This is a genomic window from Pseudomonas sp. NBRC 100443, assembly GCF_030268185.1.
Lineage (GTDB): Bacteria > Pseudomonadota > Gammaproteobacteria > Pseudomonadales > Pseudomonadaceae > Pseudomonas > Pseudomonas citronellolis.
On the sequence record NZ_BSQE01000025.1, the window covers coordinates 61187 to 76792 of the forward strand.

Sequence of the window (15606 nt, forward strand, 5' to 3'; positions counted from 1 at the left end):
ATCAGCGGTCCACGTCAGCCATAACGAAGTCGATGCTGCCCAGATAGGCGATCAGGTCGGCGATCATGCTGCCGTTGATGACCGACGGAATCTGTTGCAGGTGCGCGAAGCTGGGCGTGCGGATGCGCGTCCGGTAGCTCATGGTGCTGCCATCGCTCGTCAGGTAGTAGCTGTTGATACCCTTGGTCGCCTCGACCATCTGGAAGGCTTCGTTGGCCGGCATGACCGGGCCCCAGGAAACCTGCAGGAAGTGGGTGATCAGCGTCTCGATGTGCTGCAGCGTGCGCTCTTTGGGCGGCGGCGTGGTCAGCGGATGGTCGGCCTTGTACGGGCCTTCGGGCATGTTCTTCAGGCACTGCTCGATGATGCGCAGGCTCTGGCGCATCTCGCCCATCTTCACCATGCAGCGGTCGTAGGCGTCGCCGTTGTGGGCCAGCGGCACTTCGAACTCGAAGTTCTCGTAGCCGGAGTAGGGGCGGGCCTTGCGCAGGTCGAAGTCGCAACCGGTGGCGCGCAGGCCGGCGCCGGTGGTGCCCCACTCCAGGGCCTGCTTGGTGTTGTACTGCGCCACGCCGATGGTCCGGCCGCGCAGGATGCTGTTCTGCAGCGCCGCCTTTTCATACTCGTCCAGGCGCTTGGGCATCCAGTCGAGGAATTCGCGGACCAGCTTGTCCCAGCCGCGCGGCAGGTCGTGGGCGACGCCGCCGATGCGGTACCAGGCCGGGTGCAGGCGGAAGCCGGTGATGGCCTCGACCACCTTGTAGGCGCGCTGGCGGTCGGTGAAGGTGAAGAACACCGGGGTCATGGCGCCCACGTCCTGGATGTAGGTGCCCAGGTACAGCAGGTGGTTCAGGATGCGGAAGAACTCCGACATCATGATGCGGATGACGTCGACGCGCTGCGGCACCTTGATGCCGGCGAGCTTCTCCACCGAGAGCACGTACGGCAGGTTGTTCATCACCCCGCCGAGGTAGTCGATGCGGTCGGTGTAGGGGATGAAGCTGTGCCAGGACTGGCGCTCGGCCATCTTCTCGGCGCCGCGGTGGTGGTAGCCGATCTCCGGCACGCAGTCGAGGATCTCTTCGCCGTCGAGCTGCAGGATGATGCGGAAGGCACCGTGGGCGGAGGGGTGGTTCGGGCCGAGGTTGAGGAACATGAAGTCCTCGTTCTCGCCGTGGCGCTTCATGCCCCAGTCTTCGGGCTTGAAGCGCAGGGCTTCCTGTTCCAGCTCCTGCTTGGCCACGGAGAGCGAGTAGGGATCGAACTCGGTGGCGCGCGCCGGGTAGTCCTTGCGCAGCGGGTGGCCCTGCCAGGTCGGCGGCATCAGCATGCGGGCCAGGTGCGGGTGGCCGTTGAAGTGGATGCCGTACATGTCCCAGACCTCACGCTCGTACCAGTTGGCGTTGGGCCAGATACGGGTGGCGGTGGGCAGGTTGAGGTCGTTCTCGGAGAGGGCCACCTTGATCATCACGTCGCTGTTACGCTCGAGCGACATCAGGTGGTAGAACACGCTGAAGTCGGCGCCCGGCAGGCCGCGACGGTGGGTGCGCAGGCGCTCGTCGACCCCGTGGAGGTCGTAGAGCATCACGTAGGGCTTGGGTACGTTGCGCAGGAAGGTGAGGACGTCGATCAGCTTCTCGCGGCTCACCCAGAGGACCGGCATGCCGGTGCGGGTGGCCTGGACGGTGAAGGTTTCGGCGCCAAAGCGGGAATTCAGTTCGACGACTATGTCTTGGTCGTCCGCCTTATAGGGCGGGATGTACAGAGCGGAGTCTGCGGTCATGGTCTCGGTCGCTATCGGTCAACGGTGGAGTGAAGTAAGGGCCTCTCGTGGAGGTCGGCTTCACACTTCGTCGGGGCTGCGCAGGTTGGTGACCGCAATGCGCTGTTCGCGCTTGAGGTCCTTCTGGGCAGGCATTTCGGCACGGTAGATGCCTTGATCGCCAACCACCCAGGACAACGGGCGACGCTCCTGGCCGATGGATTCCTGCAGCAGCATCAGGCCTTGCAGGAACGCCTCGGGGCGGGGCGGGCAGCCGGGGATGTAGACGTCCACGGGGAGGAACTTGTCGACCCCCTGGACCACCGAGTAGATGTCGTACATGCCGCCGGAATTGGCGCACGAGCCCATGGAGATCACCCACTTGGGTTCCAGCATCTGCTCGTACAGGCGCTGGATGACCGGGGCCATCTTGATGAAGCAGGTGCCAGCGATGACCATGAAGTCCGCCTGGCGCGGCGAGGCACGAATCACTTCGGCGCCGAAGCGGGCGATGTCGTGCGGCGCGGTGAACGCCGTGGTCATCTCCACATAGCAGCAGGACAGGCCGAAGTTATAGGGCCACAGCGAGTTCTTGCGACCCCAGTTGACGGCGCCGTTGAGAACATCCTCGAGCTTGCCCATGAAGATGTTCTTGCTGACCTGCCCCTCTACCAGAGGGTCGTCTACCGTTTCGCGCTGGCCGATCGGGTACTGATCGTTGGCCGCATCGGGGTCGATCCGGGTAAGTTTGTATTGCATCGCCAAAGCCTCATTGTTTTAGCTTCGCCTGCCGCTCGCGACGTGCCGCCGGCGCCCAATCGAGCGCGCCGACCCGCCAGAGGTAGACAAGACCTGCCAACAGAATTGCAATGAAAATGGTGGCCTCGACCAGACCGGCCCAACCGCTTTCACGGACGGACACGGACCAGGCGAAGAGGAAGAGGGCTTCGACGTCGAAGATCACGAAGAGCATCGCGACCAGATAGAATTTTGCCGACAGGCGCAGGCGTGCGCTGCCGGTGGGAACGATGCCGGATTCGAAGGGCTCGTTCTTGCTGCGACCAAATGCCTTGCTGCCCAGCAGCGAGGAAACCCCTAGCATGAAGGCCAGCAGGCCGACCACGCCTAGAAGGAAGGCGGCGAGTCCCCAGTGTTGAGCTGCAAGTTCAGCTGGGTTGGGCATGCCGATACTCCTTCCTACAAAAATTAGCGGTGGTCTTGGATTCCGGGCCTTCGCCCGGCTGCATGAACCTCGGGCTCAAGATAGCGAGCTAAGGGTTCGAGTGATCTTTCCAATTTTATGCCCAAAGCCTCGGGCAAGTAAATTTTTCTAACACAAACAGATGCTTCCAAATCGGGCAAAAGGCTTTTGCATTTTTGTCCGGGCCCCGACTGCAGGCCGCTCCACGCCTGGGCTGGCGCGGTTCAGGCTTTGGTCGAATGGCACTTTTGCAGATAAGAAGAAAGTATTTCTGTCGTTCCTTAAATGATAAATATTATCATTCGCGGTGTCGTTTATCCGTAACTTTACTACATATAGGCGTCGTACTTTTTATTGTCGGCGGTTTTAAGGGTTTATGGGCGTCAATTGGTGTCGGGAATTTCCCAATGGTCTGTTTAGGGGGCTGCTGCGTAGGGGGCAATCGTCGGCATGGGCCGGCCTGCCGGCCGGATCGCGGATGAATCCGCTCCTACAGATGGGTGTCAGCGCCGGAGCGCAGTGCCTCCCGGCGAACTGTAGGAGCGGGCCCTGCCCGCGATTCGCGCGCAGGGCGCGCTCCTACATGGAATGACGTGGGTGGGGCAGCGTAGGAGCGGATCTTATCCGCGAATCGCGCCGATATGTCCGGCTATCGCGGATAAGATCCGCTCCTACAGGGTACAGGGGGCGCCGTAGGATGGTGTTGAGCGAAGCGATACCCATCGCCGTGGCCGCATGGGTTTCGCAGGCTCGACCCATCCTACGAAGAGCATCTCGGCATAGCCGGCAAGCCAGTTGTTCGCTCCGCGCACTCGCAGAAGAGCGCCTTCTCCCGCAAGCGGGAGAGGGGGCCGTTCGGAGTGGGCGGATAATTCGGCATCAGCCGACGAGTTCGTAGGGCACATAACCCTTCGCGGTTATCCGCCGCATCTCGGCGGCGGACATGAAAAAACGCCGCTTCCCTGGGGAAGCGGCGTTTTCCTGAAGCTACACCTTTGCGGCTGGGCCGCTTCCCGGCCCCGAGGGGCCGGGCGAACCGGTTCTTAGTGGAACTGGTTCATGGTGTTGTCTTTGCCCGAGGCCTTCAGCGCGGCTTCGCCGGCGAAGTACTCTTTGTGGTTGTCGCCGATGTCGGAGCCAGCCATGTTCTGGTGCTTGACGCAGGCGATGCCCTGGCGGATTTCCTGACGCTGCACGCCCTTCACGTAGGCCAGCATGCCCTGGTCGGCGAAGTAGCCCTTGGCCAGGTTGTCGGTGGACAGGGCCGCGGTGTGGTAGGTCGGCAGGGTGATCAGGTGGTGGAAGATGCCGGCGTGGGCCGAACCGTCGCGCTGGAAGGTGCGGATTTTCTCGTCGGCGATCTGGGCCAGTTCGGTCTCGTCGTACTCGACGCTCATCAGCTTGGCGCGGTCGTAGGCGGAAACGTCCTTGCCTTCGGCGACGAACGCATCGAACACCTGCTGGCGGAAGTTCAGGGTCCAGTTGAAGGACGGGCTGTTGTTGTACACCAGCTTGGCGTTCGGGATGACTTCGCGGATGCGGTCAACCATGCCCTTGATCTGGCCAACGTGCGGCTTCTCGGTTTCGATCCACAGCAGGTCGGCGCCGTTCTGCAGCGAGGTGATGCAGTCCAGGACGCAGCGGTCTTCGCCGGTGCCCTTGCGGAACTGGAACAGGTTGGAGGGCAGGCGCTTGGGACGCAGCAGCTTGCCGCCGCGGTTGATCACCACGTCGCCGTTCTGCAGTTCGGCCGGGCTGATCTCGTCGCAGTCCAGGAAGGAGTTGTACTGGTCGCCCAGGTCGCCCGGTTGCTTGGTCACGGCGATCTGCTTGGTCAGGCCGGCGCCCAGGGAGTCGGTACGGGCGACGATCACGCCATCGTCAACGCCCAGTTCGAGGAAGGCGTAGCGAACGGCGGCGATCTTGGCGAGGAAGTCTTCGTGCGGGACGGTCACTTTACCGTCCTGGTGGCCGCACTGCTTCTCGTCGGAAACCTGGTTCTCGATCTGGATGCAGCAGGCACCGGCTTCGATCATCTTCTTGGCCAGCAGGTAGGTGGCTTCCGGGTTGCCGAAGCCGGCGTCGATGTCGGCGATGATCGGCACCACGTGGGTTTCGTAGTTGTCGATCTGGTTCTGGATCTCTTCCTGCTTGGCCTTGTCGCCGGCTTCGCGGGCGGCGTCCAGGGCGGTGAACAGCAGGTCCAGTTCGCGGGCGTCAGCCTGGCGCAGGAAGGTGTACAGCTCTTCGATCAGGCTGGAGACCGCGGTCTTCTCGTGCATGGACTGGTCGGGCAGCGGGCCGAACTCGGAGCGCAGCGCGGCGACCATCCAGCCGGACAGGTAGAGGTAGCGCTTGTTGGTGGTCTTCAGGTGCTTCTTGATGGAGATCAGCTTCTGCTGACCGATGAAGCCGTGCCAGCAGCCCAGCGACTGGGTGTAGAGGGAGGAGTCGGCGTCGTATTCGGCCATGTCCTTGCGCATGATGGCCGCGGTGTACTTGGCGATATCCAGGCCAGTCTTGAAGCGGTTCTGGGCGCGCATACGGGCGACGGACTCGGGGTTGATAGCGCTCCAGCTGCTGCCGAACTTCTCTTTCAGGGCGGCAACGGCCTTGATGTCGTTCTGATATGCGGACATGGTCAACAATCCTTCAAAAAATGTGTTGGTTGAGCACCGACTTCCCACGCAGGGCTCGTGGGATCGCTCGCCGCGGATGGCGAAATGACGACTGGAAGGATTGACGCAGAGGGGGAGGGGTGGCGCGGGCGAACAGGTAGATGATCGCAGCGATGGCATCCGGGATCGCTTGCCGGCTCGTGGCTGCCGTTGGGCGAGGGCGAATGGCTGCATTCGACCATCTTGCTGATACGTTGGTTGCTTCCCCGTCCCTCAGGACAACTTCTTGCCAGTCGCAACCTCGTCATTTCGCCTTGTGGGCTGTAACAACACGGACCGGCACAGCGAGTGGGCTGCGGGCTCGATCCGGAGGCCCGGTTCAGGGCCCCTGGTTAGCGGGAGCGAGGCCATCATGCCTTTCGAACAAACGTTCGTCAAACGTTTTGTAGTGTTTTTTTTGGACTACTACACGAAGGTCTAAGGAGGACTCTCCGGTCACCTTCGGAAGGCTTAGTCGAGCACTTCGACCTTCACCCGCAGGCTGCTGTCGCTGCGGCCCTGGGTGCTGTAATTGCGCGTCAGGCCGCCCTGGCTGCTCTGGCTGTTTTCGCTGACGCCGCCCACCTCGATCCACTCGCCGAGGCGGCCGCTCAGGCGGGTGCTGGCGCCGGCGGTGTCCATGGCGCCGGGGGCGCTGTTGTTGAAGCGGTCGTTGCGGGTGTCCAGGTCGATGTGGACGATGTTGCCGCTCAGGGTGGCGGTCACGTACATGCCGCGGTTGGCGTCGCGGTACTCGGTCTGGCTGTAGACCTGGCCGTAGGGGCCGACGCCGACGTTGTACACCGGCTGGCTCTGGCCGACCTGGATCAGCGCCGGCGAGCCCTCGGTGGTCTGGATCTGCTGCACGCCGCCGCTGCGGCTGGCGGTGGAGCTGTCGATGATGCGCACCTGGTCGCGGCCGTGGACCTCGCCGCGGCCGCTGTGGATCTCGACGTTGCCGACGCTGGCCGAGCCGTTCACCGAATAGCCGCTGCGGCTGCGCTGGCTGGAGTCGCTGGTGTCGACGCTGATCAGCAGGCGGTGCGGGCGGGTGTCCAGTTGTTCCAGCACCTGCTGCAGCTCGCGGATCTTCGCCGGCTCGGCGTTGACCACCAACTGGTTGCCGTAGGCGGTCACCCGGCCCTCGTTGCCGAGGACCTGCTGCGCCACCGGGAGGATTTCGTCGGCGGTGCGGTAGCTCAGCGGCAGGATCTCGGTGCGCGGCGCGGCCTGGGCGGCCAGGCTGATGGCGCAGGCGAGGAGCAGGGCGGTTCGGCGATGGCTCACAGCAGGAAGCTCCGCAGGTTCGGGTCGGCGAGGCTGGTGTCCCAGGCCTGGTCGAACTGCGCCTGCAGTTGGCGCACCCGGCTGGGGTCGTTGTAGTGGGCGTGGCCGGCGGGCAGCGCCGGTTCGGTTCGCAACAGCAGGCCGAGCTGGTCGGCGAGCAGGAAGGCCTGTTCAGGGCTGGGGTAATCCGGGTTGAGCAGGCGGATATGCAGGTTGCTCGACAGGCGCCGGCTGAGGTTGAGCAGGCGGTGGCCTTCCCTGACCGGGCGGGTGCTGTCGCGCAGGAGGATGCGCAGGCGGCTCTGCGGATGGCGCAGCAGCAGGCGGGTGCAGGCTTCCTGGATGCTGCTGTGGTTGTACAGCCAGGCTTCCAGGTCGGGGCTGTACAGGCACAGGCTGCGTCTGGCCTGCTGCATCAGCGCCAGGGCATGGGAGCGGGCGGCCTCCGGTTCGCCGAAGCGTTGCAGGCCGCTGGCCTCGCCGAGGCGGAAGGGCGCCGGTTCCCAGGGTTGAGAGGCCGGCAGATCGGGCGCCGGGTTGTGCACGCTGAAACGCCCCGGGGACTGGAAGTCGATGGCCGGGAGTTGGCCTTCGTGGTCCGGGGCGTCTTTCATCGCGGCTTCCTCAGGCGCTTTCGCGCACCATGTCGACGTGGGGCAGGCCGGCTTCGAGGAATTCGCCGCTGGCCACCTTGAAGCCTAGCCGCTCGTAGAAGGGGATGGCATAGACCTGGGCGGTGAGCAACTGGCGCTTGAGCTGGCGGCGCTCGGCTTCCTCGATGGCGGCGCGCATCAGCTGGTCGCCGACCTTCAGCCCGCGCCAGTCCTTGAGTACCGAGACGCGGCCGATGTGGCCGTCGGGCAGCAGGCGCGCCGTGCCGATTGCGTAATCCCCCTCGAAGGCGAGGAAGTGCACGGCTTCCGCGTCCTCGGCATCCCACTCCAGTTCCGGCGGCACCGATTGCTCGGCGATGAAGACCGCCTCGCGGATGCGTCGCAGGTCGGCATTGTCCTTCTGCCAATCGGCCAGGCGAACCCTGATCTTGTTACTCATCGGCAAACTCCAAACTGCCCTGTTTGACCAATTCTGCCAACAGCTTACGCCCATCCTCGTCGCCCAGCCATTGGCCGAGGTTGTCGCTGTGCAGGGCGTCCGCCGAGCACACCAGCTTGAGCAGCGGCTCCATGGCCTTGGGCAGCACCACGCTCTGGCCGCTGGAGAACAGCAGCAGGCCGACGTCCACTTCGCTCCAGGCCAGGCGCGCGCTGGGGTTGCGCACCAGCACGGCGCCGTCTTCCAGGGCCTGCCGCAGGTCCGTGTCGTCGATCTCCTCACCGGCCACCAGTTCCGGGTAGCGCGGCTCGGTCATGAACTGGCCGAACCAGGTGAGCAGCAGGCGCTCGTCGCTCATGTGCTCCTGCAGCAGGTTCTTCAGGCGGTCGAGGGCGTCGCGCTGGATCTTGTGCTGGTCCTCGCCGCTCTGCACGGCGGCCATGCCGGCGTCGCTGTAGCGTTCCTCGTCGGAGAGGAACTGGGCGAGGAAGTCGGTGAAGTGGGTCAGCACCTCGGCGGCGCTGGGGGCGCGGAAGCCCACCGAGTAGGTCATGCATTCGTCCTCGGCGATGCCGTAGTGGGCCACGCGCGGCGGCAGGTAGAGCATGTCGCCGGGTTCCAGCACCCACTCGTCGCTCTGCTGGAAGTCGGCGAGGATGCGCAGGTCGGCGTGCTGCAGCATCGGGCTGTCGGCGTCGCACAGCTGGCCGACCTTCCAGCGGCGGCGGCCGTGGCCCTGCAGCAGGAACACGTCGTAGTTGTCGAAGTGTGGCCCTACACCGCCGCCGGGAGCTGCGTAGCTGATCATCACGTCGTCGATGCGCCAGCTGGGCAGGAACTTGAAGTGCTCCAGCAGTTCGGCGACTTCCGGCACGAACTGGTCGACGGCCTGCACCAGCAGGGTCCAGTCGCGCTCGGGCAGTTCCTTGTAGGTGTCCTCGCTGAAGGGACCGCGGCGCATTTCCCAGGGGGTGTTGCCGTGTTCGAGGACGATGCGCGACTCGACGCTGTCTTCCAGGGACAGGCCGGCCAGCTCGTCGGCCTCCAGCGGGCTTTCGAAACCGGGGATGGCCTGGCGCACCAGCAGGGGTTTCTTCTGCCAGTAGTCGCGGAGGAATTCATCGGCGCTGATGCCGCCCAGGAGCTGAAGAGGAATAGCAGGATTCATATGTAAGTCCTTGAAACAAAAACGCCCGGCACAGCCGGGCGTGCAAATGTTCAGCGCATGTCAGATGCGCTTGGCCTGGGCGGCGGCGTTGCCGATGTAGTTCGCCGGGGTCAGCTTCTTCAGCTCGGCCTTGGCTTCGGCGGGCATGTCGAGGCCGTCGATGAACACCTGCAGGGCCTTGGCGCTGATGCCTTTGCCGCGGGTCAGCTCCTTGAGCTTCTCGTAGGGGTTCTCGATGCCGTAGCGGCGCATCACGGTCTGCACCGGCTCGGCCAGGACTTCCCAGCAGGCATCCAGGTCTTCGGCGATGCGCGCGGCGTTCAGCTCCAGCTTGCCGATGCCCTTGAGGCTGGCCTCGTAGGCGATGACGCTGTGGGCGAAACCGACGCCCAGGTTGCGCAGCACGGTGGAGTCGGTCAGGTCGCGCTGCCAGCGGGAGATCGGCAGCTTGCTGGCCAGGTGCTGGAAGATCGCGTTGGCGATGCCCAGGTTGCCTTCGGAGTTCTCGAAGTCGATCGGGTTGACCTTGTGCGGCATGGTCGAGGAGCCGATCTCGCCGGCCACGGTCTTCTGCTTGAAGTAGCCCAGGGAGATGTAGCCCCAGACGTCGCGGTCGAAGTCGATGAGAATGGTGTTGAAGCGGGCGATGGCGTCGAACAGCTCGGCGATGTAGTCGTGCGGCTCGATCTGGGTGGTGTAGGGGTTCCAGGCCAGGCCCAGGTCATGGACGATGAACTCGCGGGCGTTGGCTTCCCAGTCCACCTGCGGGTAGGCCGACAGGTGGGCGTTGTAGTTGCCCACGGCGCCGTTGATCTTGCCCAGCAGCTCGACCGCGGCGACCTGCTTGATCTGCCGCTCCAGGCGGTAGACCACGTTGGCCAGTTCCTTGCCCAGGGTGGTCGGCGAGGCCGGCTGGCCGTGGGTGCGCGAGAGCATGGGCACGTCGGCGAACTGGACCGCCAGCTCGCGGATCGCCTCGGCGATCTGGCGCATCAGCGGCAGCAGCACCTGGTCGCGACCTTCGCGCAACATCAGGGCGTGGGACAGGTTGTTGATGTCCTCGCTGGTGCAGGCGAAGTGGATGAACTCGCTGACCTTGGCCAGCTCCGGCAGCTTGGCCGCCTGTTCCTTGAGCAGGTACTCCACGGCTTTCACGTCGTGGTTGGTGGTGCGCTCGATTTCCTTGATGCGCTGCGCGTGCTCCAGCTGGAAGTCCTCGGCCAGCTTGTCGAGCAGGGCGTTGGCTTCGCCGGAGAAGGGCGCCACCTCGGGGATGCCGGCGTGCGCCGCGAGGCGCTGCAGCCAGCGGACCTCAACCAGGACGCGGAAACGGATCAGGCCGTACTCGCTGAAGATCGGACGCAGGGCGCTGGTCTTGCTGCCGTAACGGCCGTCGACGGGGGAAACCGCGGTGAGGGAGGAAAGCTGCATGGGGCGTTCTCGTGGCTGTCGGTCAACGAAAAGGGCGCACATCATACACGAACGAACGCGCTTTCGCCCGTACTCGCTGCCGCACGAAGACGCCCGGGCGGGCGCCTCGGCGGATCAGTCGGTGCCGCGCAGGATCGGGCGCAGCTCGCCCAGCAGCTTGCGCCGGCCGAACACCATTTGCCAGCGGTTGCCGCCCAGCTGCCGCCACAGGCGCGCCGAGCGGATGCCGGCCAGCAGCAGGGCGCGGATGCGCGCGGCGTTGGCGTTGATCTGCAGGTAGCGCATGTCGCCATGCACCTGGATGCGCTGGCGGAAGGTGCTCAGGGTGTCCTGGTAGAGGCCGGCGCAGGAGGCGATGACGTTCTCGTGGACCAGGCCGAAGTGCTGCACCTGCTGCTGCACCTGGTCCAGGCGCGAGCCGATCAGGTCGAGCATGTCGTCGCGCTTGGCCAGTTGGCGCTCCAGGCCGATCAGCGACAGCGCGTAGCGCAGCGGTTCGCGCTGCAGGCTGTTGGGGTCGCGCTCCAGGGCGCTGGCCAGGGCGCGCAGGCCCTCGCGCAGGTTGTGGATGTCGCCGCCGAACACCTCCAGGGTGGTCTTCGGCTCGCGCACCAGCAGGCTGCCGAGCATGCAGCCCAGCGGGGCTTCGGGAATCTGCCCGGTGCGGGCCAGGCGGTCCACCAGGGCGGCGGCTTCGAAGACGCCGGCGAGGGCGATCAGTTGGTCGCGCAACTCGCTCATGCACGCTCCTTCGCGTAGGCCGGTTCGGCCGATTCGATCACACCGCCGCCCAGGCACACCTCGCCGTCGTAGAACACCACGGACTGGCCCGGGGTGACGGCGCGCTGCGGCTGCTCGAACACCGCGCGGTAGCCGTCGGCGGTACGTTCCAGCACGCAGTCCTGGTCGGCCTGGCGGTAGCGCACCTTGGCGCGCAGGGCGCGCGGCTCGGGCAGTTCCAGCGGGTTCACCCAGAAGATGCTGGAGGCGTGCAGGGCGCGGGAGAACAGCCAGGGGTGGTCGTTGCCCTGGCCGACGATCAGCACGTTGCGCGCCAGGTCCTTCTCCAGCACGTACCAGGGGCTGTCGTCGGCGTTCTTCATGCCGCCGATGCCCAGGCCCTGGCGCTGGCCGATGGTGTGGTACATGAGCCCGGCGTGGCGGCCGATGACGGTGCCGTCGGTGGTCTCGATGTCGCCCGGCTGGGCAGGCAGGTACTGCTTGAGGAAGTCGCTGAAGCGCCGTTCGCCGATGAAGCAGATGCCGGTGGAGTCCTTCTTCTTCGCCGTGGCCAGGCCGTATTTCTCGGCGATGGCGCGCACTTCAGGCTTCTCCAGCTCGCCCACCGGGAACAGCGTCCTGGCGATCTGCTCGCCGCCCACGGCGTGGAGGAAGTAGCTCTGGTCCTTGTTCGGGTCCAGGCCCTTGAGCAGCTCGGTGCGGCCGTCGATGTCGCGGCGGCGCACGTAGTGGCCGGTGGCGATCAGGTCGGCGCCCAGGGCCAGGGCGTAGTCGAGGAAGGCTTTGAACTTGATCTCGCGGTTGCACAGGATGTCCGGGTTCGGCGTGCGCCCGGCCTTGTATTCGGCGAGGAAGTACTCGAAGACGTTGTCCCAGTACTCGGCGGCGAAGTTGGCGGTGTGCAGCTTGATGCCGATGCGGTCGCAGACGGCCTGGGCGTCGGCCAGGTCGGTCATGGCGGTGCAGTATTCGGTGCCGTCGTCCTCTTCCCAGTTCTTCATGAACAGGCCTTCCACCTCGTAGCCCTGCTCCTTGAGCAGGAGGGCGGAAACCGAGGAGTCCACGCCGCCGGACATGCCGACGATGACGCGGCCCTTGCCGGGCTGGACGGGGGAGGTGGTGCTGGAATCGGACATGGCGGGCTATCGCAGGCGTCGGTGCAAAAGCGGGATTCTATCAGGCCGGGTTCGGCACGGGCAGTTCGGCGTCGCGGATCAGCGCCAGGGGGAAGCGTCCGCCGGCCAGGTAGTCGTCGATGCAGCGCGCTACCAGATGGCTGCGCCAGCTGTCCTTGCGGGCTTCCAGCTCCTCGCGGGTCAGCCAGCGCGGGCCGATGATGCCGTCGTCCAGCGGCAGTTCCGGGCGGTGCCGCAGCGGGCGGGCGGCGAAGCATACGCGCTGGTAGGTCACGCCGTTGCTGGGCGCGGTATAGAGGTAGATGCCGGTGACCGCGGTCAGCTCGACTTCCCAGCCGGTTTCCTCGAGTGTTTCGCGTACGGCTGCCTGCAGCAGGCTTTCGTCGGCCTCAAGGTGGCCGGCGGGCTGGTTCAGCACGGTCTTGCCGTGGGAGGTTTCCTCCACCAGCAGGAAGCGGCCCTGGTCCTCGACGATGGTTGCGACTGTGATATGCGGTTGCCAGCGCATGGGTGGTCCTCCGGGGGAAATGGGCATCATAACCCTGGAGGGTGGGGTGGTGTTGGGGGTGTTTTTTGGAGCGAGCTTGCTCGCGAGCGGTGCTATCCGGCGACTCCGTTGCCAAACCCACCCCTGATCCCCTCTCCCTAACCCTCTCCCTGAAGGGAGAGGGGACCGTTCGGCGCGCTCGGTTGTTTTCGAGTCAGCCGGCAACGCCGAAGTTGCCGACTGAAACCAGGTCCTCTCTCGGCACGGGCAGGCTCCCTCTCCCTTCAGGGAGAGGGCTGGGGAGAGGGTTGCGGGGGCAATCCAACACACCGTGTCCGCCGGGAAGCACTGTTCGCGAGCAAGCTCGCTCCTACGAAAAGCCCGGCGCAGCCCCGGAAAAGCAAAAACCCCGGCGCCAGGCCGGGGTTTTCGTCGGTCACGCTAGCCTTCGATTCAGTTCAGCGAGTCGATGGCGGCGTTGAAGGTGGCGCTGGGGCGCATCACCTGGCTGGTTTTCTCCGGGTTGGAGCGGTAGTAGCCACCGATGTCCACGGCCTTGCCCTGGGCGCCGTTCAGTTCGGCGACGATGGTCGCTTCCTGCTCGGTCAAGGTCTTGGCCAGCGGGGTGAAGTGGGCTTTCAGCTCGGCGTCTTCGTTCTGCGCGGCCAGGGCCTGGGCCCAGTACAGCGCCAGGTAGAAGTGGCTGCCGCGGTTGTCGATCTCGCCGACCTTGCGCGCCGGGGACTTGTTGTTGTCCAGCAGCTTGCCGGTGGCCTCGTCGAGGGTCTTGCCCAGGACCTTGGCCTTGGCGTTGCCGGTCTTGATGCCTTCTTCTTCCAGGGACACGGCCAGGGCCAGGAACTCGCCCAGGGAATCCCAGCGCAGGTAGTTCTCTTCAACCAGCTGCTGCACGTGCTTGGGCGCCGAACCGCCGGCGCCGGTCTCGTACATGCCGCCGCCAGCCATCAGCGGAACGATGGACAGCATCTTGGCCGAGGTGCCCAGTTCCATGATCGGGAACAGGTCGGTCAGGTAGTCGCGCAGGACGTTGCCGGTCACCGAGATGGTGTCCAGGCCGCGGATCATGCGCTCCATGCTGGTGCGGATGGCTTCGTTGTAGCCCTTGATGCTGATGTCCAGGCCGGTCAGGTCGTGGTCCTTCAGGTACAGCTCGACCTTCTTGCGCAGCTCGTTGTCGTGGGCGCGCTCCGGGTCCAGCCAGAAGATGGCCGGGGTGTTGGACTGGCGGGCGCGGGTGACGGCCAGCTTGACCCAGTCGCGGATCGGGGCGTCCTTGGTCTGGCAGGCGCGCCAGATGTCGCCGGCTTCGACTTCGTGCTGCATCAGCACCTTGCCGTCTTCGTCGACCACGCGCATGGTGCCGTCGGCTTCCATCTCGAAGGTCTTGTCGTGGGAGCCGTATTCCTCGGCCTTCTGCGCCATCAGGCCGACGTTCGGCACGCTGCCCATGGTGGTCGGGTCGAAGGCGCCGTTGGTCTTGCAGAAGTTGATCATCTCCTGGTAGATGCGGGCGTAGGTGCTCTCCGGCATCACCGCCTTGGTGTCCTTCTGCTTGCCGTCCTTGCCCCACATCTGACCCGAGTTGCGGATCATCGCCGGCATCGAGGCGTCGACGATCACGTCGCTGGGGATGTGCAGGTTGGTGATGCCCTTGACCGAGTCGACCATCGCCATTTCCGGACGGTGGCTGTACACCTCGTGGATGTCGTGGAGGATCTCTTCCTGCTGCGAGGCCGGCAGCGACTTGATCTTGTCGTAGACGCTGGAGATGCCGTTGTTCGGGTTCACGCCCAGCTCGTCGAACAGTTGGCCCCACTTGTCGAACACGTCCTTGTAGTAGACGGTCACGGCGTGGCCGAAGACGATCGGGTGGGAGATCTTCATCATGGTCGCCTTGACGTGCAGGGACCACATGACGCCGGTTTCCTTGCAGTCCTGCAGGGTCTTCTCGAAGAAGGCGCGCAGTTTGTTGCAGCTCATGAACATGCTGTCGAGGACTTCGCCTTCCTGCATGTTCAGGGTTTTCTTCAGCTCGACCTTGCCGTCCTTGCCGACGAACTCGATGCGAACTTCACCGGCCTTGGGGATGGTGACCGACTGCTCGCTGGAGAAGAAGTCGCCGCCACGCATGTAGTCGGCGTGGGAGCGCGAGGCCATGCTCCACTTGCCCATGCTGTGCGGGTGCTTGCGGGCATAGGCCTTGACCGCGGCGGGGGCGCGGCGGTCGGAGTTGCCTTCGCGCAGGACCGGGTTCACGGCGCTGCCCAGGACCTTGGCGTAGCGGGCGCGGGTGTCTTTCTCTTCGTCGGTCTGCGGGTCTTCCGGGAAGTCCGGGATGGCGTAGCCCAGGGCCTGCAGCTCGGCGATGGCGCCCTTGAGCTGGGGCACCGACGCGCTGATGTTCGGCAGCTTGATGATGTTGGCGTCGGGGGCGGTGGCCAGCTTGGCCAGGTAGGCCAGGTCGTCTTCGATGGCCTTGTCGCCGAGCTTGTCGGTGAAGGCGGCGAGGATGCGTCCTGCAAGAGAGATGTCGCGGGTTTCGACGTCAATGTCGGCGGAGGCGGCGAACGCCTTGACGATCGGGAGGAGCGAGTAGGTGGCGAGGGCGGGTGCTTCGTCGGTGAAGGTGTAGGTGATCTTCGAGCGGTTGGACATCTACTAT

General features: G+C 64.9%; 13 protein-coding genes. All 13 read right to left on the reverse strand.

All coding sequences use genetic code 11. The annotated features are described in order from the left end of the window. Position 1: 1 nt before the first annotated feature. The 13 genes from nuoC to QSJ95_RS26650 all read right to left on the reverse strand — a co-directional run bounded on the left by nuoC (position 2) and on the right by QSJ95_RS26650 (position 15599). Positions 2-1783 (reverse strand): NADH-quinone oxidoreductase subunit C/D, encoded by a 1782-nt coding sequence (gene nuoC, locus QSJ95_RS26590; protein WP_009623258.1) that lies wholly within the window; start codon positions 1781-1783, stop codon positions 2-4. Between the two features lie 60 nt (positions 1784-1843). After that, positions 1844-2521, reverse strand: a complete 678-nt coding sequence (locus tag QSJ95_RS26595) for a NuoB/complex I 20 kDa subunit family protein (protein ID WP_009623256.1) — start codon at positions 2519-2521, stop codon at positions 1844-1846. Between the two features lie 10 nt (positions 2522-2531). Then, positions 2532-2945, reverse strand: coding sequence for an NADH-quinone oxidoreductase subunit A (locus QSJ95_RS26600; RefSeq protein ID WP_009623254.1), 414 nt, complete (start codon positions 2943-2945; stop codon positions 2532-2534). Positions 2946-4006: 1061 nt separating this feature from the next. Continuing rightward, a complete protein-coding gene (locus QSJ95_RS26605) occupies positions 4007-5602 on the reverse strand; it encodes an isocitrate lyase (RefSeq protein ID WP_009623252.1) in 1596 nt (531 codons plus the stop codon). Positions 5603-6091: 489 nt separating this feature from the next. Continuing rightward, positions 6092-6907 (reverse strand): secretin N-terminal domain-containing protein, encoded by an 816-nt coding sequence (locus QSJ95_RS26610; protein ID WP_285646526.1) that lies wholly within the window; start codon positions 6905-6907, stop codon positions 6092-6094. Then, a complete protein-coding gene (locus tag QSJ95_RS26615; RefSeq protein ID WP_285646528.1) occupies positions 6904-7521 on the reverse strand; it encodes a DUF7931 domain-containing protein in 618 nt (205 codons plus the stop codon). The genes QSJ95_RS26610 and QSJ95_RS26615 overlap by 4 nt, the downstream gene beginning before the upstream one ends. A gap of 10 nt (positions 7522-7531) precedes the next feature. After that, complete coding sequence (locus tag QSJ95_RS26620; protein WP_009623246.1) at positions 7532-7960, reverse strand: GNAT family N-acetyltransferase; 429 nt, start codon at positions 7958-7960, stop codon at positions 7532-7534. Further along, positions 7953-9128, reverse strand: a complete 1176-nt coding sequence (locus QSJ95_RS26625; protein ID WP_043272074.1) for a ribosomal protein uL16 3-hydroxylase — start codon at positions 9126-9128, stop codon at positions 7953-7955. The genes QSJ95_RS26620 and QSJ95_RS26625 overlap by 8 nt, the downstream gene beginning before the upstream one ends. A gap of 60 nt (positions 9129-9188) precedes the next feature. Continuing rightward, complete coding sequence (gene purB / locus QSJ95_RS26630; protein ID WP_009623243.1) at positions 9189-10559, reverse strand: adenylosuccinate lyase; 1371 nt, start codon at positions 10557-10559, stop codon at positions 9189-9191. Positions 10560-10673: 114 nt separating this feature from the next. Next, on the reverse strand, positions 10674-11300 hold the full coding sequence (hflD, locus tag QSJ95_RS26635; RefSeq protein WP_043272073.1) for a high frequency lysogenization protein HflD: 627 nt from the start codon (positions 11298-11300) through the stop codon (positions 10674-10676). Further along, on the reverse strand, positions 11297-12436 hold the full coding sequence (gene mnmA, locus QSJ95_RS26640; RefSeq protein ID WP_285646534.1) for a tRNA 2-thiouridine(34) synthase MnmA: 1140 nt from the start codon (positions 12434-12436) through the stop codon (positions 11297-11299). Before mnmA ends, hflD begins: the two co-directional genes overlap by 4 nt. Before the next feature lie 40 nt (positions 12437-12476). Next, a complete protein-coding gene (locus QSJ95_RS26645) occupies positions 12477-12944 on the reverse strand; it encodes an NUDIX hydrolase (protein ID WP_064582734.1) in 468 nt (155 codons plus the stop codon). 432 nt (positions 12945-13376) lie between these two features. Next, on the reverse strand, positions 13377-15599 hold the full coding sequence (locus QSJ95_RS26650) for an NADP-dependent isocitrate dehydrogenase (protein WP_285646535.1): 2223 nt from the start codon (positions 15597-15599) through the stop codon (positions 13377-13379). Positions 15600-15606: the final 7 nt, after the last annotated feature.

What these genes read in the sequence shown, in the direction of transcription:
- QSJ95_RS26605 (WP_009623252.1), bottom strand. Translation starts at nt 5,602, where the DNA reads ATGTCCGCATATCAGAACGACATCAAGGCCGTTGCCGCCCTGAAAGAG.
- QSJ95_RS26615 (WP_285646528.1), bottom strand. Translation starts at nt 7,521, where the DNA reads ATGAAAGACGCCCCGGACCACGAAGGCCAACTCCCGGCCATCGACTTC.
- mnmA (WP_285646534.1), bottom strand. Translation starts at nt 12,436, where the DNA reads ATGTCCGATTCCAGCACCACCTCCCCCGTCCAGCCCGGCAAGGGCCGC.
- nuoC (WP_009623258.1), bottom strand. Translation starts at nt 1,783, where the DNA reads ATGACCGCAGACTCCGCTCTGTACATCCCGCCCTATAAGGCGGACGAC.
- hflD (WP_043272073.1), bottom strand. Translation starts at nt 11,300, where the DNA reads ATGAGCGAGTTGCGCGACCAACTGATCGCCCTCGCCGGCGTCTTCGAA.
- QSJ95_RS26650 (WP_285646535.1), bottom strand. Translation starts at nt 15,599, where the DNA reads ATGTCCAACCGCTCGAAGATCACCTACACCTTCACCGACGAAGCACCC.
- QSJ95_RS26645 (WP_064582734.1), bottom strand. Translation starts at nt 12,944, where the DNA reads ATGCGCTGGCAACCGCATATCACAGTCGCAACCATCGTCGAGGACCAG.
- QSJ95_RS26595 (WP_009623256.1), bottom strand. Translation starts at nt 2,521, where the DNA reads ATGCAATACAAACTTACCCGGATCGACCCCGATGCGGCCAACGATCAG.
- QSJ95_RS26600 (WP_009623254.1), bottom strand. Translation starts at nt 2,945, where the DNA reads ATGCCCAACCCAGCTGAACTTGCAGCTCAACACTGGGGACTCGCCGCC.
- QSJ95_RS26620 (WP_009623246.1), bottom strand. Translation starts at nt 7,960, where the DNA reads ATGAGTAACAAGATCAGGGTTCGCCTGGCCGATTGGCAGAAGGACAAT.
- purB (WP_009623243.1), bottom strand. Translation starts at nt 10,559, where the DNA reads ATGCAGCTTTCCTCCCTCACCGCGGTTTCCCCCGTCGACGGCCGTTAC.
- QSJ95_RS26625 (WP_043272074.1), bottom strand. Translation starts at nt 9,128, where the DNA reads ATGAATCCTGCTATTCCTCTTCAGCTCCTGGGCGGCATCAGCGCCGAT.